This is a genomic window from Streptomyces sp. NBC_00659 (genome assembly GCF_036226925.1).
Classification (GTDB): Bacteria; Actinomycetota; Actinomycetes; order Streptomycetales; family Streptomycetaceae; genus Streptomyces.
Genome location: NZ_CP109031.1, coordinates 8,462,422 through 8,486,490 on the forward strand (window position 1 = coordinate 8,462,422; position 24,069 = coordinate 8,486,490).

Consider the following 24,069-nt stretch of genomic DNA (forward strand, 5'->3'; position numbering starts at 1 on the left):
CGTTTCCTTGTTCCGTTTCCGTCTTCGGGTCGGCGGAAGCTCAGTCGGTGGTGGCCAGGAGCCGGGGCGCGTCGGCGTCGGTTCCCCGCCCGGTGGTGAAGTACGCGGACTTGCGGCCCCACTTGGCCCACGCGCCGGCCACGAAGCCCGAGACGATCATCAGGGTCGGGGTGAGCAGCAGGAACCAGCCGTTGTCCGCGCTGACCTCGAAATGATCGGCCGAGTCGTAGAAGGACCAGGCGAGATAGCCGCCGAGGCCGAGCAGCGCCACAGCGCTCAGAGCGGGCAGGACGACCGCGCGTGTCCCGTCCCACAGGTTTTCGCGCAGCAGCCCGCGGAACCGGGCGGCCGCCGCGAGGGCGATGAGCGCGTACGACAGCGCCACGACGATCCCGACGGCGTTGACCGTCGCCATGATCATGTCGGCGAGGCGGGGAATCACCAGCGAGAGCGTCGCCACCGCCACGGCCATCGCGCCGATGAGCAGCGTGCCGGTCGCCGGAGTCCCGTACCGGGCACTGACCCTGGACCACACGGGCCCGAGCGTACGGTCCCGGCTCATCGCGAACATCCCGCGCGCCGTCGGGATCACCCCGGCCTGCAACGAGGCGACCGCGGAGAACATCAGCGCCACCAGGGGCAGCGCGGCCAGCGGCTGGTCGGCGAGCCGGTTCCCGAGGAAGGCCAGCCCCTCGGCACCGTGCCCGGCCAGCTCGTCCTCGGACAGCACCCGCTGGAAGGCCACCGAGCCGAGCAGGAACAGCCCCAGCATCGTCACCAGCGTGATGGTCCCGGCCCGCGAGGCGTCGCGCGGATCGCGCACCTCCTCGTTCACGGTGAACGCCGCCTCGAAGCCCCAGTAGCAGAACACCGACAGCAGCAGCCCCTGCGCCAGCGCCGTCGTCGACGGGATCTGGAACGGGTCGAACCAGCTCAGGCTGAAGGGGTGCGGACCGTTCACGATGCCGTACCCGCAAAAGCCCAGCAGGACGACGTACTCGAAGACCAGCAGCCCGCTCTGGAGCCGCGCGGCGGTCTTGACACCGGTCACCGCGGTGAGGGTGACGGCGACCAGGACCAGCACGCCCACGGCCGTGGTCTGGGCGGTCGAGCCCGGATCGAGCGCCAGCCCCGCCACCGTGTGCAGGCCCGCCTGGCCGGCGAGCTGGATCATCGCCGAACCGGTCACCGCCGTGGTGTACGCGAGGAACGCCACCGTGGCCACGATGCTCACCCAGCCGACCAGGAAACCCAGCCAGGGACTGAGCGAACGGCCCACCCACACATAGCCGTTGCCCGCGTTCGGCTCGACCTTGTTCAGCCGGGAGAAGGCGCCCGCGATCCCGAGGATCGGCACGAAGGCCAGCAGCATGATCGCGGGCAGATGCAGCCCGACCACCCCCGCCGTCACTCCGAGGCCGATCCCGATGCTGGTGGTCGCCGCCGTGCTGGAGGCGGCGATGGCGACACCGTCCAGCAGGCCGAGGGTCTTGCGCAAGGACGGGGGATCCACACCGTACGGCTTCTGCGTCATGGCCTGCTCCGATCGCACCCGGGGCCTGATTCCGGCCCGATGACCGGAAATGAAACTGCCCGGGGCCTTAACAGGTCAACGGTGTTGACATAAAGTGCCCGCACCGGAGGGAGACCCATGACGTCCACGAACGACCGCGTCGTCCCGCCCGCCGCCCGGCGGCGCAGACGCCCCACCAAGACCGGCGTCGTCCTGTCCGAGGAGCTGATCGTCGAAACCGCCCTGCGGCTGCTCAAGGAACACGGCGCCGACGCGCTCACCGTCCGCCGCCTCGGCCTCGCCCTCGGCGCCGACCCCAGCGCCCTGTACCGGTACTTCCGCGACACCGACGACCTGCTGCTCGCCATCGCCGACGAACTCATCGGCCGCACCCTGCGCACCTGGCATCCCACGGGGGACTGGCGCGCCGACCTCCGGGACCTCGGCCTGCGCATGCACTCAGGCTCCCTCGCCCATCCGCAGGCCGCCGTGCTCAGCTCCTACCGGGTGACCGGCCGCGCCCACGAGATCCAGGCGGTGGAGACGATCCTCGGGGTGCTCCGCGGCGCCGGATTCCCCGACCCCGAAGCCGTACGGATCTACCACGCCTTCGTCGACCAGGCCCTCGCGTTCGCGGCCCTGGACGCCGCGAGCCTCGCCCTTCCCCCGGCCACCCGCGAGGCCGAGGCCGTCGTGTGGCGGGCGACGTACGCCCGGCTGCCCGCCGACAGCCACCCGAACATCGCGGCGACCGCCCGCCACCTCGTGCACGACATGCGGCGCAGCGCCTATCCGACGGCGCTCGACCTGCTGCTCGGCGCCGCCGCGGCCCGGCTCGCGGAGATCACCGCGGGCGGGTCCGCGGCAGGACCCGCGCCGAACGGGCCCGGCCCGTCACACTGAGGTCCGCTCCACCGTCATCCGTGCGGAGCGACCTGCCCGCCCCGGGCGGGTGCGCCGCCCGTCGTACGCCGTCGACCAGGAGGCTGTCCGCAGATGAACCCGTCCGCCTGCACCCGCAAGCAGCGCACGCAGGACACGCTCGACCGGCTGGAGACCGACGTCGACGTCTGGGTGTCCACCGCCGACAGCGCCGGGGGAGCGCCGTATCTGGTGCCGCTGTCCTACCTCTGGGACGGGACGACCGTACTGCTGGCCACCCCCGCCGCCAGTCCTACGGGCCGCAACCTGCGCGCGACCGGTACGGTACGGCTCGGCCTCGGGCCGACACGCGACGTGGTGATGATCGAAGGCACCGTCCGGACACTGGAGGCCGGCGAGCTGCCGGAGGGGACCGGCGACGCGTTCGCGGCCCGCACCGGCTTCGACCCGCGCGGACTCAGCACCCACTACCAGTACTTCAGCGTCACCCCGGTGCGTGTGCAGGCCTGGCGCGAGGCCGACGAACTCTCCGGCCGCGACCTCATGCGCGACGGCCGATGGCTGTCGGCCGACTGACCTCGCCGGACGCTCGTGCCCCGTGCGTGCCGTTCAGTCGCGGCCGGACTTGGTGGGGGAGGGCCATACGCCCGTGGACCGTTCGATGGCCTTGGCGCCCGAGCGGTCCACCGCGCTGCGGACGACGGCGAAGATCGCGCCCTGGAGGGCGGCGGCGAGCAGGACCTCGCCCCAGCCGCGGTCCTTGTCCAGGGCGTCGGGAGCGTCCTCCTCATGGCGTATCGCCATCCAGGCCTTCTGGAAGGCGAGTCCGGCGACAGCGCCTCCGGCCCAGCTCAGGACGAATCCGATCGGCTTGTACGCCAGGGGCAGTTTGAGCTTCTTGGGCTTCTTGGACACCGGGACTCCTTCTCCGCTTCCGAGGCCCGCCGACCTGCGCGGACCTACTCCCACAGGGTGCGAGTGCCCTATGCGCCGCCTCGTACCCCTCGGTCCGATTGTCCCCGCCGTCCCCGTGTGAGGTGGAGCCCCGAGGGAAACCGGCCGGTGTGAGTGGTGAAGAGACGACAGAACCGGAGGGGGCGGATCGCGCCCCGGCGACACGGCAGCGGCGGAAGGAGGACGGTTCGGACGGCAGGACCAGGGTCACCGTCATCGTGGCGCTGGGCGCCAACCTGGTGATCGCCGTGGCCAAGGCGGTGGGCGGCCTGGTCTCGGGATCGCCCGCGCTCCTCTCGGAGGCCGCGCACTCCGTGGCGGACAGCCTGAACGAGGTGTTCCTGCTGGCGGCGCTGCGCCGCAGCAGGCGGCCCGCCGACCGGAAGCATCCGTTCGGTTACGGCAAGGAGCGGTTCTTCTGGTCACTGCTCGCGGCCGTCGGCATCTTCGTCATGGGCGGCTGCTTCTCCTTCTTCCAGGGCTTCGAGGCGCTCCGCAACGGCGCCGAGGAGTCCTTCAGGGGCTATATGACGGGGATCGCGGTGCTCGTCGTGGCCCTGCTCGCGGAAGGCGCCTCGCTTCTGCGCGCCCTCTTCCAGATCCGCGGCAAGGGCGGCGACGGCATGCGCGACCCGGCCCTGCGGACGGTCGTCGCCGAGGACGGCACCGCGGTACTGGGGGTGAGCCTCGCGATCGTCGGCATGGTGCTCCACATGATCACGGGCCAGGTCGTGTGGGAGGCCTGCGCCTCCTTCGCCATCGGACTGCTGCTCGTGTGCATCGCCTTCTGGCTCGGCAGCGACGCCCGCGAGCAGCTCATCGGACGGGCTGTCGACGAGGAGCAGAGCGGCCGGATCCGTGAACTGCTGAAGGCACAGCCCGAGATCGACAGCGTCGAGGCGCTGCTGACCATGGAGCTCGGCCTCGACTCGACCCTGGTGGCCGCCAGGATCGACCTGGTCCCCGGGCTCGACAGCGAGGAGGTCGAGGAGGTCGCCGTCCGTATCAAGCGCTCGGTCGCCCACACCTTTCCCGAGGCCGACCAGATCTTCCTCGACGTGACCGACGCCGGAGCGTCGCGAGCGGCCGCGCGCCGCGGCGAGGGCGGGACGAGCGAGGGGGTCCCGACGCGAGACGCGCCGACGGGAGACCCCGCCCCCGCACGCGACCCCGCCACGACGAGAAGCCCCGCCGCGACGGGGGAGCGCGGCGGGGCCTGATGTTCGGGTGCCCGACGTCCTTCGGTTCATGCGCACCGGCACGCCGGAAAATCCGGGTGGTCCGTCGGGGGTTCCCGCGGTGCGCCGGCCGGTGGGTCAGCCGGCCGGCACGTGGTCCCGGCGGTGTGCCGGAGTCAGGCGGCCGGCTCCAGCACGAAGACGGGGATCACCCGGTCGGTCTTCTTCTGGTAGTCGGCGTACGGGGGATACGCGGCGACCGCGCGCTCCCACCACCGGTCCTTCTCCTCGCCCGTGATCTCCCGGGCCGTGAACGCCTTGCGCTCGGCTCCGTCCTGGAGCTCGACGTGAGGGTCGGAGGTGACGTTGTGGTACCAGACCGGGTGCTTGGGAGCGCCGCCGAGCGAGGCGACCACGGCGTACCGTCCGTCGTGCTCGACGCGCATCAGCGGGGTCTTGCGGATCTTGCCGCTCTTGGCACCGCGTGTCGTGAGGATGATGACGGGCAGGCCGGTGTCCATCAGGGTCGTTCCCTTGGTGCCACCGGAACTCTCGTACAACTCCACCTGGTCCCGGACCCACTGCGTGGGGCTGGGCTCGTACTCGCCCTCAAGTGGCATGACTTCCGTCCCATCGTCGCGTCGGACTGGTCGTGTCTCGGCACGATTCAACACCAGCACGGACGCGAATCTTCCGCACCGCGGCCCGCGTGGCTCCCCGTGCCGGGCCGATCCCCCGGTGGGGTGTACCGGGCGCACACTGGCCGGTTCGCACAGCGGCCGGACCGCACACCGGCCGGAGCCCGGGCCCTCATGACGGGGCCACCAGCACACGTACGGCCAGCAGCATGATCACGCAGCTCGACGCGAGCCCCGTCACCAGCCGTCCCCGGTGGCCCGTCAGCGTCCGGCCGAGCAGGGCGCCGCCCCCGGCGATCAGGAGCTGCCAGCTCGCGGACGCGGCGAACGCGGCGAGTACGAACACTCCCTGCTCCAGCGGACTCACCGCCTCGGCCGTGCGGTTGGCGAGCACCAGCGCGGCGAAGTAGACGACCGTGGTGGGGTTCAGCAGGGTGATCCCCAGCAGGGACAGGTAGGCGCGGACGGGGTGCGGGGGGTCCTGCCCGGTCCGCTCGGCGAGCCGGCGCTCGCGGTAGCGGCGGACTGCGCCGACCGCGCCGTGGACCGCCAGCGCGGCGAGCACCAGCGCGGAGGCCCGGCCGAGCGGGAGCATCACCGGCTGGAGTCCGGCGGCGAGCGCCGTACCCCCGAGCGCGGCGACGAGGGCGTAGAGCCCGTCGGCCGTCGCGACGCCCAGCGCGGCCGAGGCGCCGATCCGCAGGGAGGTGCGAGCGGTGAGGGAGACGAGGTAGGTCGCGACCGCTCCGACGGGCATGGCGATGCCGTAGCCCGCGAGAAGCCCCGCGACGAGAGCGGCGGTCACGACCGGGGAAGCTCGGGCCCCCGCGGTCGGCCGGGCTGCTGCTGGACCCGCACCGGACGGACGGTGGCGGAGGTCGGCGGCAGGAAGGCTTCGTTCATGGACATGGGCAGATGTTCGGGCCGCCGGACGCGACCGCGCAAGCGGTTTTCGGAAGGGTTCCGGAGGGGTGTCCTGAGCCGAGGTCTCCGCCGACGACGCGCCCCGGCGGAGCGGAAGGCCCCTCTCCGGCGGGGGAAAGTCCCCGCGACGCTCCCCTCTCCACCGGCGGGCCGGGATCTTCACTAGGGTGCGAACGTGAGCGAACCCAGCGAGAAACCCTTCCTCTACGTGGTCGTCTGCGCGGCGGGCGTCGCCGAGGGCGTCGGTACGCTGATCACGGCGGCGCGGGAGCGGGGCTGGGAGGTCGGTGTCATCGCCACGCCCCAGGGCCTCGGCTTCATCGACGCGGCGGCCGTCGAGGAACGGACCGGCCGTCCGATCCGCTCCGCCTGGCGGGCCCCGGGCGACCCGCGCCCCTTCCCCGCCCCGGATGCGGTGGCCCTCGCCCCGGCCACCTTCAACACCGTCAACAAGTGGGCGGCCGGCATTTCCGACACCCTCGCCCTCGGAACCCTGTGCGAGGCCTACGGACTCGGCGTCCCGATCGCCGTACTGCCCTGCGTGAACGAGGCGTTGGCGGCACACCCCGCCTACCGGGCCAGCGTCGAGCGACTGCGCGGAATGGGTGTCCGCTTCGGCGACCCGTACGCCGGCGACGGCCAACAGGACGGCGGGCAAGGGGATTTCCCCTGGGAACGAGTGCTGGACCTGCTGACGCCCGGGGCATGAGCCCGCTCCGGGCCCGCTCCGGTTCCGAGTCGTGGCCGACGGAAACCGGCGCGTCCGCCGGGCCGCCCCGTCAGGCGTTGCCCTCGCAGTCGGCGGTGATCCGAAGTTCGTGCATGGGCTCGCCCTCGATGACGAGACCCGGTCCGCCGGTGCGGGTGACGAAGACCGCCCAGGTGCCACGGGTGAGCCGGCTTTCGTCGGTGCCCCCTGCCTGGACCTGCTTCCAGCCACGCGCCCGCAAAGCCGTGGTCACGTTCTCACGGGAACGGGGAGCGCTCTTCGTCGGCACGAAGTCGTCGAGAGAGATCATGCAGAGGTTGCCGGTCGGATTCTCCATTCCCTGACCTGCCATGGAGCCGGGCACTTTCGCCTCCGCCACGGCCTGGAGCAGTTCCGTGCGCATGGCCGCGTACTCGGTGCGACGCTGCCCCGCCGAAGGGTCGGCGCTCGCCGGCGGACGATTCGGGACGGGCTGTGTTGTCTGGGGGGTCCCGCAGCCCGCGAGCACTCCGAGCAGCGGCAGAACACAGGCGAGGCGGGGCAGGGTATGACGCATGCCCGAGATCATAAGCACTGGTCAGCGGGCTGGTGCTCAGGGCCCCGCGGCCCGCTCGGTTCGCGGAGCACCGCGAACCGAGCGGGCCGCGGAGGACTGGTGAAGTACGCGGCCGGAGAAGGAGTTGAACATGTTCAATTATGCTGGCAGGATGGCGGGCGCGTGATCGACACCACGGTCGAACCGCAGTCGTTTGTGGCGCCGCCTCGGAGGACCGGATGGTGAGGACCGACCCGCTCGGCCCGGTGGTACGGCGCGTCGCGGTCCTCGTGGCCGGCCTGTTCGTCCTGGTGGGATGCAATCCGCACATGTACGACGACGTGCCCGCGGTGCATGACGCGAAGCGGGCGGAGATCGTGGATTCGTGGCGCTGCGTCGACAGCACGGAAGTCACCCTCCGTGCTGACGGAACAGCCGTCATCCGCTTCCTGGACGGGCAGGAATTCGACTTCGGCGACAGGTGGCGGGTGTCGGGGACGGGGGTGTGGGAGCTGACGGACGAGCGCGGCGGGTGGAACGACGGTCAGCATGTCCGGCTGACGCTCACCTCGCGCACGGCATCGGCCACGCGCACTCCCGCTCCCGATGAGAGCCTCGGCTCGTCGGCCGGGCCCGAGCCCGCACCCGAGACCTATACCTGGACCTTCGAGCTGCAGCGGAACGACAAGAAGCGGTTGCTGCTGTACTTCTTCTTCGGCGACCCCGACTCCCGCAGCGCCTACGTCCTGGAGCGGGCGTAGGCAGGCTCGACGGCCGTCGGCCGTTCGGCGGAGGCGCCGCGCCGGTCGCCGGCCTGCCGCCCGCGAACGGCACCGGTCACGGTCTCCGGAACACGGTGATCGAGTGGCCGATCTCCTCGACCCGTCCGCTCGGGGCCAGCAGCGCCTTCAGGCGGGCGTCGGCCTTGTCGATCGCGGTGTCGGAGACGACGAGCAGTCCGTGCACCCGGGCCGCGGGCACCGTACGGGGGTCGGTCGCGTCGATGCCGTAGGCGGACGGCACCCCGGCGCCCTTGTAGACGAGCCACACCTTCTCGTGGGGATAGTGCCCCTTCAGCCGGTCGGCGAGGCGGCCGAGGTCCTGGCCCCAGTCGACGTTGGAGTCGTGCAGACGCAGATAGGTCTTCCCCGGGCCGCCGAACGCCTCGTTCGAGTACGGCAGGTAGTACGGGTACGTCAGCAGCGAACTGACGCCGACGAACAGGACCAGCGCCGCCGTCACCGGCCCCGGCCACCCCGGCCCGGGCCGCCGCGTGATCCCCGCCCACCCCGGCAGGCGCAGCCGATCGGCCCCGGCCCGTTCCGGCCGGCGCCCGCGCGGGACCACGGCGCAGCCCGCCGCGACCGCGAGGAACACCGGCATGAACAGGGCGTAGCGCACGCCGAGATCGCGGGAGCCGGTCATCGCCGAGGCCAGCAGCAGTGCCGGCGGGACCAGGAGGTACGGGGCCGCGGGGCGCAGCCGGCGTACGGCCAGAAGGGTGAGCGAACCGGCCGTCCAGAGCGCCATCATGCCGAGCGGGGTCTTCACCAGCAGCGCCGCCGGCAGGTAGTACCAGAGAGACCCCTGGTAGAGCCGGCCGAAGAGGAAGCCCTGCCAGGTCGCGTTCTCGAAACCGAACTGGACCCGCATACCGTCCCGGTACGGCCGCGGCACGGGCAGGTGGTCGACGAGCAGCGCGCGCAGTCCGTGCACGGCCGGGAGATCCGCGGGCGCCGTCCAGCGCAGCCGGGGATCGACGGCCAGATACGTCACCCACACCACGGCGACGGCGACCACGGCCATCCCGGCGGCGGCCGCGGCGGCGCGTCCGAGCAGCCGGGCCTTCGCCCGTGGGTCGCTACCCGGCGCCGTGTCCCCGCCGGTGGTGCCCGCGTGCCACACGGACACGACCGCGAGGAGCAGCACCAGCGGAACGGCCGGCAGCATGCTCATCTTGGTCGCCACCGTCGCGCCGAGCGCCACGGCCGAGAGCGGCAGGTACAGGAACGGCCGTCGCCTGGCCCGCCACACCAGCCACACCGAGGTCAGCAGGAACCCCGACGCCGGAACGTCGAGCGTGGCCAGCGAGCCGTGCGCGATCACGTCGGGCGAGAACGTGTAGAGCGCGAGGGCCACCAACGCGCCCCTCCTGCCCGAGAGTTCACGGGCGAACGCGAGGGCGACCAGACCGAACAGCAGCGTCAGGACGATCACCGGCAACCGCGCCCACAGCATCACCCGCCAGGGATCGTTGCCGGACTCGTACAGCACATGCCGCCCGAGCTCGGTCTGGTCACCCTTGAACGCGGGGTCGAGGTGCGGGTGCGCGAACAGCAGACCGATTCCGATGACCAGCTTGCCCAGCGGCGGATGCTCGGGGTTGTACCGCAGGTCGTGCCGCTGGACGTAGACCGTCGCGGTGCCCACGTACACGGGCTCGTCGATCGTCGGGGTCTGCTCGACGGCCGTACTGACCATGGCGACGGCCATCTGGAGCAGCAGCAGGGCCACGGCGACGACGAACGCGGCCCGTCTGTGCCGCCGCAGCCGTCCGAGGAGCGCGCGCGGTGCCACCGCGCCGTTCACCGGCATGCGCTCGTCGTGCCTGCTGGCCAGAGATGTCGGCATGCCCTTTGTTACGTCCGCTCCGTACGAGCCTGCTCATCGGGCGGCCCACGGATCCGGGTACGCGTCGAGGCGCCGGCCGGGTGATCCGGCCGGCGCCCTGGCAGGGGAGCCACGAGTATGCCCGGCCTTCCGCACAACTCAAGGGATCGCGGGCGGTGGTGTGCGTACGGCCGGGCGTGCTCGGTCCTCCGTCCCGGCCTCTCCTCAGTACGGGGAGGCCGGGTCGCGCGGCCCGGCGGAGACCGCCCGGCGCAGCGCGGCCCGCAAGGCGAAGGCCACGGCCAGTTCGACCAGACCGATCAGCACCATCCACAGACCGAGCAGCCGGGTCAGGGCGCGGGCCGACTCGGTCGGCAGGGCCAGTACGACGATGCCCGCGATGATGCCGATCGCCGCCGCGCACAGGACGAAGCCGCGGTGCGGCAGGTCCCTGGCCGCGAGGGCGGTGTACGCGGTCAGCACGCCGGACACGAGCCAGACGATGCCGAGGATCAGGGAGAGCGCGGCGATGGTCTGCAGCGGGTTTCGCAGACACAGGACGCCGGCCAGGACGTAGAGCACCGAGATCAGCAGCGTGGCGAACCGGTTGCCCTGCTCCCGGTGGCCGAAGACGGACACGAACCGGAACAGGCCGATCACCAGCAGGTAGAGGCCCAGGAGAACCGCGAGGACGTGCAGGGTCTCGTCCGGCCAGACCAGGATCAGGATGCCGGGGATCAGCGTCGCGACGGCCGAGCCGAGGAGCCAGGTCCAGGAGGCGCCGACGCGGTCCAGCACGACCGCGGGGTCCCCCGGGGGCGCGTAGGCCTGGCCCCCGGGCCCGGGTTCGGGTCTGGTGTGCGGTGCCGGACCATGCGATTCCGTCATGGTTCCTCCTCACGCGGTCGAGCGGACCGGTTCCGGGCCGCCGACGGGACGGTGGGTGGATTCCCGGCATCCACGCTCCCGTGCGCCGGGTTCCGGCGGCTCACCCCCGGCGGGTGATCCTCGTGGTCACCCGGGCAGTTGGCGCATCTCCACGACCCGCAGGCCGAGCGACCGGCAGCGGGCCAGCAGTCCGTACAGGTGTGCCTCGTCGACGACCGGGCCGAACAGGATGGTCTGGCCCGAGATCAGCACGTGGTCCATCTCCGGGAACGCCTCGGAAAGCGTCTCCGACAGATGTCCCTCGACGCGGATCTCGTACTGCATACGGGGCTCCCCCCGGCGGGCGGCCTGGGGTGGACGGACGGCACCCTTCCCCACGATCATCCGGCACCGCGCCCCGCCCGCCCTCACCCGCAGAAGGTGAATCGGGGCCGGGGAGCCGCGCGCGCTCACGCCGGTTCACGCGCCCCGGGTTCACGCCGGTGCGAGCGTCTCGGTTTCGCCGGTTCGAGTCCCGCGCGTTCACGCCGGTTCGACGGGAACGGTCGGGCTGCTCGTCCCGGGTTCCTTGCCCCGGCCGGCTCGTCCGGTCGGCAGGTGCGTCGTGACCAGGAAACTCGCGAGCGTGATGCCTCCGGCCGCGAGGATCGCCGCCTTCAGGCCGTTGAGCTGCGCCGTCGCGTAGGAGTCCGTGACGGCGTCGACCTCGGCCGGCGGCAGCCCGGCCTGTTCGGCCGCCGAACGCACCTGGTCGGTGGGGACGAAGCTGATTCCGGCTTCGAGCGCGACGCTGGTCTGGGTGCGTGCCTCCTGCGACACCGCCGGGTTCTTCGCCACCTGGTTGGTGAAGGCCTGCGCCAGGGCGCCGACGAGGATCGATCCGATCAGCGCGGTACCGAGGGCGGAGCCCAGATTCTGGGCGGTGAACTGGAGTCCGCCGACCTCGCTGCGCTCCTCCTCGCCGACGCTGGACTGCACCACGTTGCCGAGCTGCGAGGCGAGCAGGCCCATGCCGACGCCCAGCAGGGCCATGGCCCCGGCGAACTGGGCGTCGTCGATGTCCGGTTCGATGGTGGCCAGCAGCCACGTGATGGCTCCGAGCAGCGTCAGCAGGGCCAGTCTCACCACCCGGCGCGGTCCCATCACCCGCCCCAGCCTGGAGGCCAGTACGGACGCCAGCAGCATCGTGACGGACACCGGGAGCAGCCGCAGTCCCGTCTGGAACGCGTCGAATCCCTGCACCACCTGGAGATACAGCGGGATGGCGAAGAACAGCCCCAGCAGGATGAGGTTCTGGCTGACCAGCGTCAGCAGGCCGGAGCGCAGGGGCAGCCGGTGCAGCAGCGACAGATGGATCAGCGGGTCGGTGCCGTGCGCCTCCCTGCGGCGCTCCCACTTGGCGAAGACGGCCAGGACGAGTACCCCGGCGGCGACGACGAACAGGGTCGGAGCGAAGCCGAGGACGGTGAAGGGCGGGTTGCGGGGCTGCACCCACCCCCAGGTGCCGCTCTGGAGGACACCCAGCACGCCCAGTCCCAGTCCGGCCGCCGACAGGAAGGCGCCCACGCCGTCCAGCCGGGGGCGGGGCTCGGGCCGGGGTCTGTCGGGGATCGCCCGGCGGAAGCAGAGCATCGCGACGACGACCACGACCTCGCCCGCGAAGACCAGACGCCAGGTGAGGTACGTCGTCACCCAGCCGCCCAGCAGCGGTCCGACCGCGATGCCCGCACCGGCGAGCCCGCCGATGACACCGTAGGCGACCGCCCGGTCCTTTCCGCTGTAGGACTCCGCCACGAGGGCCGCCATGGCCGGCAGCACCAGGGCGGCTCCGAGGCCCTCGATGACCGACCAGCCGAGCGCCAGCACCCACAGGGTGGGAGCCACCGCGGTCAGGGCCGAGCCCACGCCGTAGACGACGAGCCCGACGAGGAAGAGCCGACGGCGTCCGAGGATGTCGCCGAGCCGCCCGCCGGTGGCCATGAACGCGGCCATGACCAGCGCGTAGAGCGTGATGACGGCCTGGATGGCGGTGACGTCGGTGTCGAAGTCCTCCACGAGCTGGCTGATGGACACGTTCATGACGGAGGTGTCCAGGACCATCAGGAACTGGGCCGTCCCGAGCACGGCAAGAGCGCGCCAGTGTTTCACCGGTGACCACCTCATCGATTCCGCCCGCGACGCCGCCGTGCCGGACAGGGGCGTCCGGCACGGCCGCACATCCACGGCACCTCCATGGCACCCGGACCTCGGCCTTCGCGCATCCGGGGAATCCGCTCCCATGGCACCCGGGACGGGCGCCCGGCACCTCACCCGCGGCGGGGGACCGGAGCCTGCCTTGCGACATTCGGGACAGCGGGTGACGATCAGTGTGCGGGGGTTACACCGGGGAGGGAGCCGTGGACCCGGACCACATCGGATCGGACGCGTCGCCGCTGCCGAGACATCGCGGAGGCGGGACCTCATGGCCGGGCTGCTGACCCCGGGCGGTGACCCACTGCTCGCCGTCCGGTTCACCGTCCCCGACCTGACGGAGACCTTCGTCCGCAGGCCGCGGCTGGTCGGACGCCTCGCCGAGGGTGTGCGAGGCCCCCTCACCCTGGTCAACGGGCCCGCGGGAGCGGGCAAGACGCTCCTGGTCGCCCACTGGATCTCCACGATGGACCGTCCGGACGACGTGGCCTGGCTGACCGTGGAGCCCGAGGACACCGGCCCCGGCATCTTCTGGACGTACGTCCTGGAATCCCTGCGGCGGCACGGAGCGGACGTGCCGGACGACATCGGCAGCCCGTCGAGCCCCGGCGACGTCGACCACTCCCTGCTGACCCGGCTGGCGGCCTGGCTGAGCGAACGCGCGGATCCCGTGATCCTGGTGCTCGACGAGTTCGACCGGGTGGGTGCCTCGGCCGAGGTCGCCGACGAACTCCAGTTCGTCCTGCGCCACGCGGGTGGTGGCCTGCGCCTGGTCGTCGTCAGTCGTACGGAGCCACAGCTTCCGCTGCACCGCTACCGCGCCGCCGGAGAGGTCGCCGAGGTCCGGGGCGCCGACCTGGCCTTCGTCCCGGGAGAGACGGCCGCGCTGCTGAACCGTCACGACATCCGGCTGTCGGAGGACGGCGCCCGATCGCTGACGGAGTGGACCGGGGGCTGGGCGGCCGGACTGCGCCTGTGCATCCTCGCGGCACAGCACGTCGACGACCCGGACACGTTCATCAAGAACTTCGAGGCGGGCCAGAGCACGCTCGCGGACTTCCTGCTGGCCGAGGTCCTCGAAGCGCAGACGGACGAGACACAGGACCTGCTCCTGCGTTCGAGCATCCTCGATCAGATCCACCCGGATCTCGCCAACGCCCTGACGGGCCGGGACGACGCGGATCCCATTCTGGCCGGGCTCCAGCACGCCAACGCCTTCGTCGAGGCCATCGGCCACTCGTGGTACCGGCTGCACCCCTTGTTCGCGGAGATCCTGCGGGTCCATCTGCGGGTCAGACTCCCGGGCCTGGAGCCGGAGCTGCACCGGCGGGCCGCCCGCTGGCTGAGCGAGTCGGGCCTGCTGGCGGAGGCACTGCCGCACGCGGCGGGGGCGGGCGAATGGGAGCTCGCGGCCGACCGCTTCGTCGACGAGCTGGCCATCGGCGAACTGCTGACGGGACTCGACGCCGAGCGCCTCGACGGACTGTTCGCCGCCATGCCCCCGGACGCGGCCGGCCCGGCCGCGTGTCTGGTGCGCGCCGCCCGTGAACTCGTCCGCCACGACGTCGACCGGGGCCTCGACTACCTGCGCCGGGCAGGGGAGAGCCTGGCCGGCGACGAGGCCGGCACGGCGGCCCTGAGGCTGAGCCACGCGCTGCTGCGGGTGTTCGCCGCCCGGCTGACGGGCTCGGCCGAGGCGGCGCAGGCGGCGGCCGAGGACATGACGGCGGCGGAGCTGTCCCTTCCGGCCGAGCGGCTGGAACGGCACCCGGAACTGCCCGCCCTGATGCTCACCGACCTGGGCTCGGCACAGCTCTGGGCGGGACGGCTCGACGCGGCCCGGCTCTCGCTGTCCGCCGCCGTGCAGGTCGATGACGGGCCGTCCACCGCGTACCCCCGGCACGAGTCCCTCAGCCGGCTCGCCCTGATCGACCTCCTGTGCGGCCGGCCGAGCCGGGCGGAGTCGCACGCGCGGGCGGCGGTCGCCGAGGCGGAGCGCTCCGGCCTGCCGCCCGCCGCCCGGACGGGCGTCGCCCAGCTCGTCCTGGCGGCGGTCGCCGAGGAGCGCGACGATCTGGTGGCGGCGCAGACCCATCTGGACCAGGCGACCGCCTCCGGCACGGCCTCGCACGATCCCGTCGCGACGGCGGGCCTGGCACTGCTGCGCTCCCGGATACTGCTGGCCAAGGGGCATCCGAAGGAGGCCTTGCGCGTCCTGGAGGAGCTGAAGCATCCGCCGCACGGGGTCGAGCCCTCACCGTGGGTCAGCGACCGGGCCGCGCTGGCCATGTCGACCGCGTACCTGGCGCTGGGCGAACCGCTCGCCGCGGCGGAGGTGCTGGTGGAGGAGCGGGCGACCGGGCCGGAGGCCACGGCGGCCGCCGCCCGTGCCCGGCTCGCCACCGGTGACCGGGAGGCGGCGCACGCCCTGCTCGACGCGCTCTCCGCCGAGGTGGACGAGGGGCCCGGCATCGCCGTCCGGGTGCTGCTCGCGCGGGCGCAGACCGCGGACGCGCTGGGCGACGACTCCACCGCCCAGCGACTGGTGGCACGGGCCCTGCGGACAGCCAGACCGGAGCGTCTGAGACGGCCGTTCCTGGAGGCCGGCCCCTGGATACGGGCCTTCGTACGGCACCGGCCCGCGCTGGCCCAGGGCCATGAGTGGCTCCCGGAGGCGGCCGCGGTCCGGGGTACCGGGCCGGGCCTGCGGACGGGGCAGGAATCCGTGATCGGCCCGGTGATCGAGCCGCTCAGCGAGCGCGAACAGGAGGTGCTGGAACGGCTGGCGCAGATGATGTCGAGGGACGAGATCGCGGCCGATCTGCACCTGTCGGTCAACACGGTCAAGACCCATCTCAAGAGCGTCTACCGCAAGCTCGCCGCGACCCGCCGGGGCGAGGCCGTACGACGGGCCCGCGACCTGCACATCCTGTGAGCCGCGGCCCCGTCGCGTCGGATGCCGGCCGGCCCGGTCGAACCCGGCCCGGTCCGGCTCCGGCGTCGGCGTCGGCTACGGCGTGTCCGTGTCCGGCCGGGCCACGCAGAGCGCCCAGATGACGAATCCGTACAGGGCGATCAGCGTCAGCGACCAGACGGGGTAGTACGGGATGTCGAGGAAGTTGGCGATGATCAGCAGTGCGGCGATGCCCACGCCGATCACCCGTGCCCAGGTGGCCGCCGTGAACAGGCCGATGCTCACGACCACGGCGAGCGCGCCGAGCGTCAGGTGGATCCAGCCCCAGCTCGTCAGGTCGAACTTGAAGACGTAGTTCTGGCTGGTGACGAAGACGTCGTCCTCGGCGACGGCCATGACGCCCCGCAGGATGTCCAGGACGCCGGAGACGAACAGCATCACCGAGGCGAAGATCATCAGGCCGCTCGCGGCCGTCATGGTGGCCTTGGAGCGGGTGTGATGCTGGGTGGTTGCCATGGCGAGACCTCCGTTGCACGGGCTGCGACCGCAGCCACTCACCACCGAGCCTGCGGCACCCGGGCCCGACCGGCCTCACCCCCTAAGGGTGACGGTGAACGGACGTCGTCCCCCGCTCAGTGGCCCAGCAGCGCCCTCAGCCCGGGTTGCAGGAGATCACCGTGAGCCCGTACGAGGTCGTCGCACAGGTCCCAGATGCGCTCGACGGGGAGAGCGGCGGCCGTCGCGGGGTCGGCCATCGCGGCGTGCCGGATGTGCCGCGGCTCGTTGTCGGTGGCGGCGCGGACCACCAGGTCGGTGACGGATACGTACGCGCTGTTCAGCGCGGCGCACTGCGGGGGCAGCGCGCCGACACGGGTCGGCTGCACCCCCAACGCGTCCGTCAGGCACGGGACTTCGACGACGCAGTCCGCCGGGAGGTTGTCGATCAGGCCGCGGTTGGGCACATTGCCGTAGATCGTGCGGGGGGTGCCGGTGAGCGTGCTGTGGATGATCTGCGGGGCGTACTCCAAGGTGCCCTCGACGGGGAGGGGCACCCCGCAGGCCAGGGCCTCGCGGGTGCGCCGGTAGCTCGCGGCGTTCTCCTCGATGATGTCCAGATAGGCGCCCACCGGCAGCCTGAGCCGCTCGATCTCGCTGTCGTGGTGGAGGTACCACGGCACGTACTCCGAGGAGTGCTCGCTCGTCTCGGTGGGGTAGTGGCCGAGGCGGCGGTACATGTCCACGCGGACCCGGCGCAGCAGCCCGGGGTCCTTGGCGATGGCCTCGTCGAGGAGCGGGTACAGATCCTGGCCCGCGCGCTCGAAGCGCAGCACCCACGCCTGGTGGTTGACCCCGGCGGCCAGGTGGGTGACCTCCTCGAAGGGGACCCCGACGAGCTGGGCGAGGTCGTGCATCGTCCAGTGCACCGAGTGGCACAGGCCGGTGACGCGCAGCTTCGGCGCGATGCGGCTCAGGTAGAGGACGTTCATCGCCATGGGGTTGGTGTAGTTCAACAGCAGGGCGTCCGGGCAGAGTTCGGCCATGTCGGAGGCGAGCGAGCGGAGCACCGGGAAGGTGCGCAGGGCCCGGAAGATGCCTCCGATGCCGAGGGTGTCACCGATGGTCTGGCGCAGTCCGTAGCGGGCGGGAACGGTGAAGTCGGTGCGCGTCGCGCGGTCCATGCCGACCTGGATGATGTTGATGACGAAGTCGGCGTCCTCCAGGGCCGCCCGTCGGTCGGGGTGCGCGGTGATGGCGGGCTCGGCGCCGCGTACGCCGGCGATGTGGCGGGCGGCGCCCTCGGCGGTGTCGAGCCGCTCCGGGTCGATGTCGTGCAACGCGATGCGCGCGTGCGCGAGTTCGGGGAACCTGAACAGGTCGGCCAGCAGTCCCTGGGTGAACACCACGCTCCCGGCTCCGATGAAGGCGATCTTCGGGGCGGTGACGTCGTTCATGAACGGCTCCTGGTCTCGTGGGTGCGGGGGGCTGGTGGAACTGCAGGGAGGTGCGCGCGGGCCGCGGCGAGGGCCTCGTCCCAAGTGGGCTGTGCCGCTGTACCGCCGTGTGCTCGGGTCGAGAGCGAACCGCAGGCCGCGGCCACCGTGAGCGCGGAGCGCAGGTCGAGGCCGCGCAGGGTCGCGGCGACGAACCCGGCGTCGAAGCTGTCGCCCGCGCCGACGGTGTCCACGGGGGCGACGGCCGTGGCCGGTGCGTGCGCGAGCCGCGTCCCGGTGTCGGCGAGGGCGCCGTTCGCGCCGTCCTTGACCACGACCGTCGGCCCCCGGCCGGCCAGGACGGCGGCAGCGGCGACCGGATCGGCTTCCCCGGACAGCGCCGACGCCTCGGCCGCGTTGGGCAACAGGAAATCGGTGAACTCCAGTACGGGGTCGATGAGTCGGTGGTCCCAGTGCCCGGCCGGGTCGTCATTCGTGTCGAGCGACGTCGTCGCGCCGGTCGCCCGGGCCAGGCCGAACACCGGGGCGAGGGACCGGGCCAGACGGGGCATCAGGAAGAACGAGGCCGCGTGCACATGCCGGGAGGCCGCTATCAGGTCCCGCGGCACGTCCTCGGGACCGGTCTCGGTGAGACAGCCCTGCGCCGTCAGGATGGCCCGGTCCCCGTCCCCGGCCATGACGACGGCGGTGAGGGGTGTGGGCCGGACCGGGTCGGTGACCAGGAAGCCCACGTCGACACCGCGCCCGGCGAGCGCCTCGCGCACGAAGGCACCCGCGGGATCGTCACCCACCCGGCCCGCGAACGCGACCCGCAGCCCGAGCCGCGCGGCCCCGCACGCCATGATCGCGGCGGAGCCGCCGAGCACCAACCCGGCGTGCTCGACGAGCTGTTCGCGCTGCCCGAACTCCAGGGGGCCGCGCAACGGGCCGAGGACGACATCCGGATTGGCGTCGCCGACGACGAGGAGATCGAACGATTTCATGGTGGCCTAGCCCTTCAGACCGCTCGAAGTGAGCGACTGGACAAAGGTCTTCTGCGCGAGCAGGAACGCGACCAGGACGGGCAGCACGGTGATCACGTTGCCCGCCATCACCGCCGACCACCGCGTGTGGTGCTGTCCCTGGAACGTCGTCAGACCGAGCTGCAAGGTGTACCGCGTGTCGTGGTTGATCGCGATGAGCGGCCAGGACAAGTCGTTCCAGGTGCTCAGGAAGGTCAGCACCGCGACGGTGGCCAGCGCGGGCCGGGCCAGCGGCAGCACGATCGAGAACAGCACCCGCAGCCGCGAACACCCGTCGATCCAGGCCGCCTCCTCCATCTCCCTGGGCAGCGCGAGGAAGAACTGCCGGAACAGGAAGACCGCGAACGGGGTGACGAGCGAGGGCACGATCAGCGCGCCGAGCGTGTCGATGAGACCCAGCTCCTTCATCACCAGGAAGGTCGGGATCATCGTGAGCTGGAAGGGGATCACCATCGTCGCGAGCATCAGGGCGAGCAGGGTCCGTGACCCGGCGAACCGCATCCGCGCGAAGGCGTAGCCGCCGAGCGCTCCCAGCAGCAGGTTCGACAGGACGGCCGCGACCGCGACGATCAGCGAATTGGCGAACCAGCGCGGGAACATCGCGTTCCCGAGCACATACCGGTAGCCGCCCAGGTCGATCCCCTTCGGCCACAGCGCGGGCGGGAACCGGTTGATCTCCGCGTCGGACATCACCGAGCTGAGCACCAGCCACACCAGCGGCAGCGCGAAGCACAGGGTCAGCGGCGCCAGCAGCAGGTGCCACGTGCTCGGCCTGCGGGAGGCCGCGGGTGAACTCATCGGACCACTCCTTCGGTACGTTCCTGCCATCGCCGCAGAAGCCGCAGCGCCCCGCCCGCCACCAGCAGGGCGACCGCGAGGACGTACGCCGCGGCGGCCCCGTAGCCCGCCGTGAACGTCTGGAACGCCTGCTGCCAGACGAAGTAGACGACCACGCCGGTCGAGCCGAGGGGGCCGCCCTTCGTCGTCACATAGATCAGGTCGAAGACCTGGAGTGCCGTGATCAGCTGCCACAGCAGCAGGAACACGGTGACCGGGGTGAGGGTCGGCAGGACGATGTGGCGCAGCACCCGCACGCGGCCCGCCCCGTCGATCCGCGCGGCTTCCACCAGTTCGGGCGGCACGTCCTGCAGCGCGGCCAGATAGACGACGACGCAGAATCCGACACCGCTCCACAGCGAGATGAGTACCAGCAGATAGATCGCCTGGTCGGGGTCGGTGAGAAAGCCCTGCGGGGACAGCCCGAGCTTGTGCAGCAGGGAGTTCGCGACACCGAACTCGGGATCGAGGATGAATGAGAACAGCACGCCCTGCGCGGTCGCCGAGACCACGAACGGAACGAAGACGAGCGTGCGGTAGAGGCCGATGAACTGGATACGGCGGTTCAGCGCCAGGGCCAGCATCAGCCCGCCGAACAGGCTGAGCGGCACGTAGAGGGCGGCGTACAGCAGGGTGTTGCCCACGGCCGTACGGAAGTTGGGGTCCTGGGCCAGGGCCCGGTAGTTGTCGAGGCCGACCCAGCGGCCCGGGGTGACCAGGTCGTCGGCCCGGAACGAGAGCAGCAGCGACCAGACGACGGGCACGATGCTCAGACCGAGGATCACGACGACCGCCGGACCGATGAAGGCCCAGGCGGTGGCGGTCTCCCGACGGCCGCGGCGGCGGGCGGCGCGCCGTGCGGCGGCCGGGGTCACCGCGGGGCCCGGAACGACGGTGATGGCACGGGGAAGGGTGGACATGACGGCCTCCTTCAGCCGGAAGTCGGCTGGGAACGTCTGAAGTCGAGGTGACCGGGGGACGAGCCGAGGTACACCGGGGACGAGCCGAGGTCACCGGGGGATGAGCAGGGCCGCGTCGGCCGTGTCGGCGCACCGGCGGACGGCGTGGGCGGGGGAGTCCTTGCCGAGCAGGACCGAGACGATCGCCTCGCCGAGGGCCTGGGAGATCTGCGGATAGGCGGCGTGCACGGGCCGGACCCGGGCGGAGTCCAGCGTGTCGGTGAACACGCCGAGTCCGGTGGTCGTCCGCGCGTGCTCGCGCCACTCCGGACGCCGGGCGGTGGCCGAGCCGAGCGGGAGACTGCCCGCCGCGAGGTCCCAGCGCGCGTCCTGGGCCGGCCGGATCATCCAGCGCACGAACTCGACGGCCGCCCGGGAACGGGCGGAACCGTTGTCGAAGACGGTCCAGGTGTCCGGCCCGGAGATGGTGACGGGCCTGCCGCTGTACGTCGGGAGCGGGACGACGCCGTAGTCGACCTTGGCGGTGATGACGTCCGGAAGCTGCCAGGGTCCCGTCGCCACCATCGCCATCCGGCCGCTCAGGAACACCTGGTACATCTGCTCGCTGCCGGGCTTCGGATCGACGTAGACGCTTCTGTCGTGGGCCAGTCGGGCGAGGGTCGACAGAGCCTGGGCGCCCTGCTCGGCGAAGCCGACCCTCCCGCCGTCGGCGGCGATCACCTCGCCGCCGAGGTCCCAGATCATCGGCCACAGCCGCCAGACCGTGTCCTCGTCGCCCGTGCCCGGCCAGCCCGTGCCGAACGTCCCGCGCCCGGAGTCGGTGAGTCGGCGCGCGGTGTCGGTGAACTCGTCCCAGCTCCACCCCGCCTTCGGGAAGGGGACCCCGGCCTGGCGGAACAGCTTCTTGTTGTAGACGACGGCCAGCGAGTCGAGCACCGCCGGCGCGGCGCGCACCCTGCCGTTGACGGTGACCGCGTCCCGTACCGGCGCCCAGAAGGACTCCCACGGCGGGGTGCCCTCGTGCAGCGCGGACGTGAGGTCGACGACCCGGGGGCTGCGGGCGACGCTCGCCAGGTCCGAGCCGAAGATGTAGGCGATGTCGGGGTACGAGCCGGCGGCGAGCGCGGCCGTCACCTTCTGGAGCATGGCGTCGGCCACCACCCCGCCGCCCGAACTGTCCACGCGGATGCGTGGATGGGTGCGGTTGAACTCGGCCACCAGCGACTCCACGGCCTTCCTGGCCGTGTCGTTCTGACCGTGCCACAGTTCGACGGTCACCCTGCCGTCGGTGCCGACACCGTCCGAGGGGCCGCCGCAGCCTGCCAGTGCCCCGGCGGCGGCCGCGCCCAGGAACAGCCGGCGCCGCGCGATCACGCGTGTCATCCCGGCCTCCTCAGCGCGTTTCGCGGACATAGTCCGCGCTGCCGGGTGTCGAGACCTTCACGTCCCGGCGCACGATGCTCAGCCGGTCGCCGAAGGCCGAACGGGCCTTGCGCAGACCGCTGTCGGTGTACTCGACGACCACCACCCGGTCGTGGAAGGCCTTCGCGTACTCGCCGCACTCGTCGTACTCGCCGCACTCCTCCGCCACCGCGAAGTCGAGCCCGGTCCGCGATCCGACTCCCGCCAGTTCGGCGGTGTTCTTCTGCCCGATCGCCAGATGCCGGGCGTGCGCGTGCCGCGAGAGCAGGGTGATGAACGCGGTGGCGTCCTCCGAGCTCAGCAGTTTCCGCGAGCGGGTGTAGCTGTCGTAGTTGTCGGGCTCGACGGCGTCGAATCCCTTGTCGGCGCAGTCGTCGATCCACTTCTCGACCCGCGCGGCCACCCGTCGGCGCTTGTCCGGCGTCCGGATGTCCAGCAGAGCCTCGTTCCAGTCCCGGTCGACGACGACCTTGCCGTCCGCGTCCCGCAGCAGCAGGTCGGCGGGCCACTGTCCGCGTTCCTCGGGCTGGGCCTGGAAGGCGTTGACGTAGCAGATGTTGTACAGGCCGCGGGCGGGGGAGGACGAGCGGTCGCGGCTGACGATGCGGACGTCGGCGGCCGGGGGGTAGGCGCCGCCGATCTGGTAGTCGAACCCCGTGTGGAGCGGGGGGAGTTCGACGGAGGTCGCTGTCCGGCCGGGGCGGGGCGCCGGTTTCGCCGAGGCGCTCGTGTCCGTGCCCGCGTCGCAGCCCGCGAGCGTCAGAAGAAGACCGGCGAGGGCCGTGACCGGAACTCCGGCGCGGAGAACACGTTTGACGGGGGGCATGTCCGCTCCACCAATCGCGAGTGCGTCCCCGCCTCGGACGCTTCGAGCGATCCTGGCGACTTTGGCCGGACTTGAACCTGGTCCGTTACCGGCTGGGCGCACCTCTGCGTGCCGGGTCGCACCACGGCACTCAGAGGATGAAATCGCGCAGGCCCGACTTCGTCAAGTGGCCCCCTCGGCCGAGGGGGCCGCCGGTAGGCTGCTCCGGCGTTCAGTGCGGACCGGCCGCCGTCCACTCCGTCCCGCACGGGCCCGCGCCCTCGTTCTCGGGCAGGGCCACGGCTTCACCGTCCATCGTCAGCGTGCGGTAGAAGCCGCCGATGCGCCGGGTGGAGCGGCCGACGTAGTGGCCGATGAAGGACCGGCGGAAACGGTCACGGCTGCGGTTGGGGCCGGAGCCGTGGACCAGGCTGCCGTTGAAGAACAGGACGTCCCCCGGTTCCATGTCGACGGGCACGGCGGTCAGACCGGCAGGCGGCGGTATGTACTCGCGGGCGAAGGACAGCGCCGGGTCCGCCTCGTGCGGGCAGAACAGGTCCATCCGATGGGTGCCCGGCACGACCTCCAGGCCGCCGTTCTCACGGTCGATGACATCGCAGGCGGTCCACGCGGCCACACAGGTGCCGGGCTCGACGCGCAGATAGAAGTTGTCCTGGTGCAACGCCTGGCCGCGGGCTCCGGGCGGTTTGAAGTAGAACATGCTCTGGGCGGCCAGCACCTCTTCCCCCAACAGGATCTCCAGGACGTCCCGCACCCGCGGGTCGAGCAGCAGACGCAGCGACAGGGCGTTGACGCGGTGCGGGTGCATGAAGCGGGGGAAGACGTGCAGCGGGTCGGCCGGGGCGCCGGTTCCGACGCCGCCGGACTCCGTGCCGCCGGTCCTGGGGGCCCGGGGTTCGAAGTGCCCGGGGACCGGGCCGGCCTCGTGCAGCGCCGCGAACTCCGCGCACAGCGTGTCGATCTCGTCCGGGGCGAACAGCCCGCGCCGCACCACGAAGCCGTCCTGCTCGAACCGGCCGAGCCCGCTCCTGTCCGTGACTGCCATATGACCGTCCCCTCTCGGCGTACCCCTCGTGCCCCACACCGGGCGGTTACCCCGTCCGGGGGCTCGCCCACCACCGCACGGGGGCCGTTCGTCCCGCGGCGGCACGCGAC

General features: G+C 71.9%; 23 protein-coding genes. 6 read left to right on the forward strand and 17 right to left on the reverse strand.

Annotation, left to right across the window (positions count from 1 at the left end; genetic code table 11):
- Positions 1-40 precede the first annotated feature (40 nt).
- A complete protein-coding gene (locus OG410_RS36930) occupies positions 41-1,534 on the reverse strand; it encodes an APC family permease (protein ID WP_329303127.1) in 1,494 nt (497 codons plus the stop codon).
- Positions 1,535-1,651: 117 nt separating this feature from the next.
- Between OG410_RS36930 and OG410_RS36935 the strand changes: the two genes are divergently transcribed.
- Both OG410_RS36935 and OG410_RS36940 read left to right on the forward strand, forming a co-directional pair.
- Positions 1,652-2,416, forward strand: a complete 765-nt coding sequence (locus OG410_RS36935) for a TetR/AcrR family transcriptional regulator (RefSeq protein ID WP_329303128.1) — start codon at positions 1,652-1,654, stop codon at positions 2,414-2,416.
- Between the two features lie 93 nt (positions 2,417-2,509).
- Positions 2,510-2,971, forward strand: coding sequence for a pyridoxamine 5'-phosphate oxidase family protein (locus OG410_RS36940; RefSeq protein ID WP_329303129.1), 462 nt, complete (start codon positions 2,510-2,512; stop codon positions 2,969-2,971).
- Between the two features lie 33 nt (positions 2,972-3,004).
- On the opposite strand, the gene OG410_RS36945 is transcribed toward OG410_RS36940, so the two are convergent.
- On the reverse strand, positions 3,005-3,310 hold the full coding sequence (locus tag OG410_RS36945) for a DUF4235 domain-containing protein (protein WP_329303130.1): 306 nt from the start codon (positions 3,308-3,310) through the stop codon (positions 3,005-3,007).
- 254 nt (positions 3,311-3,564) lie between these two features.
- Here OG410_RS36945 and OG410_RS36950 point away from each other — a divergent pair, with 254 nt between their 5' ends.
- Complete coding sequence (locus OG410_RS36950; RefSeq protein WP_443063936.1) at positions 3,565-4,569, forward strand: cation diffusion facilitator family transporter; 1,005 nt, start codon at positions 3,565-3,567, stop codon at positions 4,567-4,569.
- A gap of 134 nt (positions 4,570-4,703) precedes the next feature.
- Here the strand turns inward: OG410_RS36950 and OG410_RS36955 are convergent, their stop codons facing one another.
- The gene (locus OG410_RS36955) at positions 4,704-5,147 is read right to left on the reverse strand and encodes a nitroreductase family deazaflavin-dependent oxidoreductase (protein WP_329303132.1); all 444 of its coding nucleotides are present in this window, start codon (positions 5,145-5,147) and stop codon (positions 4,704-4,706) included.
- A 190-nt stretch (positions 5,148-5,337) separates the two neighbouring features.
- Positions 5,338-5,970, reverse strand: a complete 633-nt coding sequence (locus tag OG410_RS36960; RefSeq protein ID WP_329303133.1) for a LysE family transporter — start codon at positions 5,968-5,970, stop codon at positions 5,338-5,340.
- Positions 5,971-6,264: 294 nt separating this feature from the next.
- On the opposite strand from OG410_RS36960, the gene OG410_RS36965 reads away from it, so the two are divergent.
- Positions 6,265-6,798, forward strand: a complete 534-nt coding sequence (locus OG410_RS36965) for a flavoprotein (RefSeq protein WP_329303134.1) — start codon at positions 6,265-6,267, stop codon at positions 6,796-6,798.
- Between the two features lie 70 nt (positions 6,799-6,868).
- Here the strand turns inward: OG410_RS36965 and OG410_RS36970 are convergent, their stop codons facing one another.
- A complete protein-coding gene (locus tag OG410_RS36970) occupies positions 6,869-7,354 on the reverse strand; it encodes a hypothetical protein (protein ID WP_329303135.1) in 486 nt (161 codons plus the stop codon).
- Positions 7,355-7,572: 218 nt separating this feature from the next.
- Between OG410_RS36970 and OG410_RS36975 the strand changes: the two genes are divergently transcribed.
- The gene (locus OG410_RS36975; protein WP_329303136.1) at positions 7,573-8,094 is read left to right on the forward strand and encodes a hypothetical protein; all 522 of its coding nucleotides are present in this window, start codon (positions 7,573-7,575) and stop codon (positions 8,092-8,094) included.
- A gap of 76 nt (positions 8,095-8,170) precedes the next feature.
- Here OG410_RS36975 and OG410_RS36980 read toward each other — a convergent pair whose 3' ends face one another.
- From OG410_RS36980 to OG410_RS36995, 4 genes are all read right to left on the reverse strand, one after another.
- A complete protein-coding gene (locus tag OG410_RS36980) occupies positions 8,171-9,928 on the reverse strand; it encodes an ArnT family glycosyltransferase (RefSeq protein WP_329304392.1) in 1,758 nt (585 codons plus the stop codon).
- 240 nt (positions 9,929-10,168) lie between these two features.
- Entirely contained in the window at positions 10,169-10,831 is a 663-nt protein-coding gene (locus OG410_RS36985; RefSeq protein ID WP_329303137.1) for an HdeD family acid-resistance protein, read from the reverse strand.
- 126 nt (positions 10,832-10,957) lie between these two features.
- Positions 10,958-11,155, reverse strand: a complete 198-nt coding sequence (locus OG410_RS36990; RefSeq protein ID WP_151467062.1) for a hypothetical protein — start codon at positions 11,153-11,155, stop codon at positions 10,958-10,960.
- Positions 11,156-11,353: 198 nt separating this feature from the next.
- Positions 11,354-12,979, reverse strand: coding sequence for an MFS transporter (locus OG410_RS36995; RefSeq protein ID WP_329303138.1), 1,626 nt, complete (start codon positions 12,977-12,979; stop codon positions 11,354-11,356).
- 313 nt (positions 12,980-13,292) lie between these two features.
- On the opposite strand from OG410_RS36995, the gene OG410_RS37000 reads away from it, so the two are divergent.
- A complete protein-coding gene (locus OG410_RS37000; RefSeq protein ID WP_329303139.1) occupies positions 13,293-15,956 on the forward strand; it encodes a LuxR C-terminal-related transcriptional regulator in 2,664 nt (887 codons plus the stop codon).
- Positions 15,957-16,031: 75 nt separating this feature from the next.
- Here OG410_RS37000 and OG410_RS37005 read toward each other — a convergent pair whose 3' ends face one another.
- The 8 genes from OG410_RS37005 to OG410_RS37040 all read right to left on the reverse strand — a co-directional run bounded on the left by OG410_RS37005 (position 16,032) and on the right by OG410_RS37040 (position 23,959).
- Positions 16,032-16,451, reverse strand: coding sequence for a DUF7144 family membrane protein (locus OG410_RS37005; RefSeq protein WP_329303140.1), 420 nt, complete (start codon positions 16,449-16,451; stop codon positions 16,032-16,034).
- A 116-nt stretch (positions 16,452-16,567) separates the two neighbouring features.
- On the reverse strand, positions 16,568-17,887 hold the full coding sequence (locus OG410_RS37010) for an alpha-glucosidase/alpha-galactosidase (protein ID WP_329303141.1): 1,320 nt from the start codon (positions 17,885-17,887) through the stop codon (positions 16,568-16,570).
- A complete protein-coding gene (locus tag OG410_RS37015; protein ID WP_329303142.1) occupies positions 17,884-18,870 on the reverse strand; it encodes a carbohydrate kinase family protein in 987 nt (328 codons plus the stop codon). Before OG410_RS37015 ends, OG410_RS37010 begins: the two co-directional genes overlap by 4 nt.
- Positions 18,871-18,876: 6 nt before the next feature.
- Positions 18,877-19,707, reverse strand: coding sequence for a carbohydrate ABC transporter permease (locus tag OG410_RS37020; protein WP_329303143.1), 831 nt, complete (start codon positions 19,705-19,707; stop codon positions 18,877-18,879).
- Positions 19,704-20,666, reverse strand: coding sequence for a carbohydrate ABC transporter permease (locus tag OG410_RS37025; RefSeq protein WP_329303144.1), 963 nt, complete (start codon positions 20,664-20,666; stop codon positions 19,704-19,706). The genes OG410_RS37020 and OG410_RS37025 overlap by 4 nt, the downstream gene beginning before the upstream one ends.
- Positions 20,667-20,756: 90 nt before the next feature.
- The gene (locus tag OG410_RS37030; protein WP_329303145.1) at positions 20,757-22,049 is read right to left on the reverse strand and encodes an ABC transporter substrate-binding protein; all 1,293 of its coding nucleotides are present in this window, start codon (positions 22,047-22,049) and stop codon (positions 20,757-20,759) included.
- Positions 22,050-22,059: 10 nt separating this feature from the next.
- Positions 22,060-22,914 carry an endo alpha-1,4 polygalactosaminidase gene (locus tag OG410_RS37035; protein WP_329303146.1) on the reverse strand — a complete coding sequence of 285 codons (855 nt, stop codon included), beginning with the start codon at positions 22,912-22,914 and terminating at the stop codon, positions 22,060-22,062.
- A gap of 211 nt (positions 22,915-23,125) precedes the next feature.
- A complete protein-coding gene (locus OG410_RS37040) occupies positions 23,126-23,959 on the reverse strand; it encodes a phytanoyl-CoA dioxygenase family protein (RefSeq protein WP_329303147.1) in 834 nt (277 codons plus the stop codon).
- Positions 23,960-24,069 lie beyond the last annotated feature (110 nt).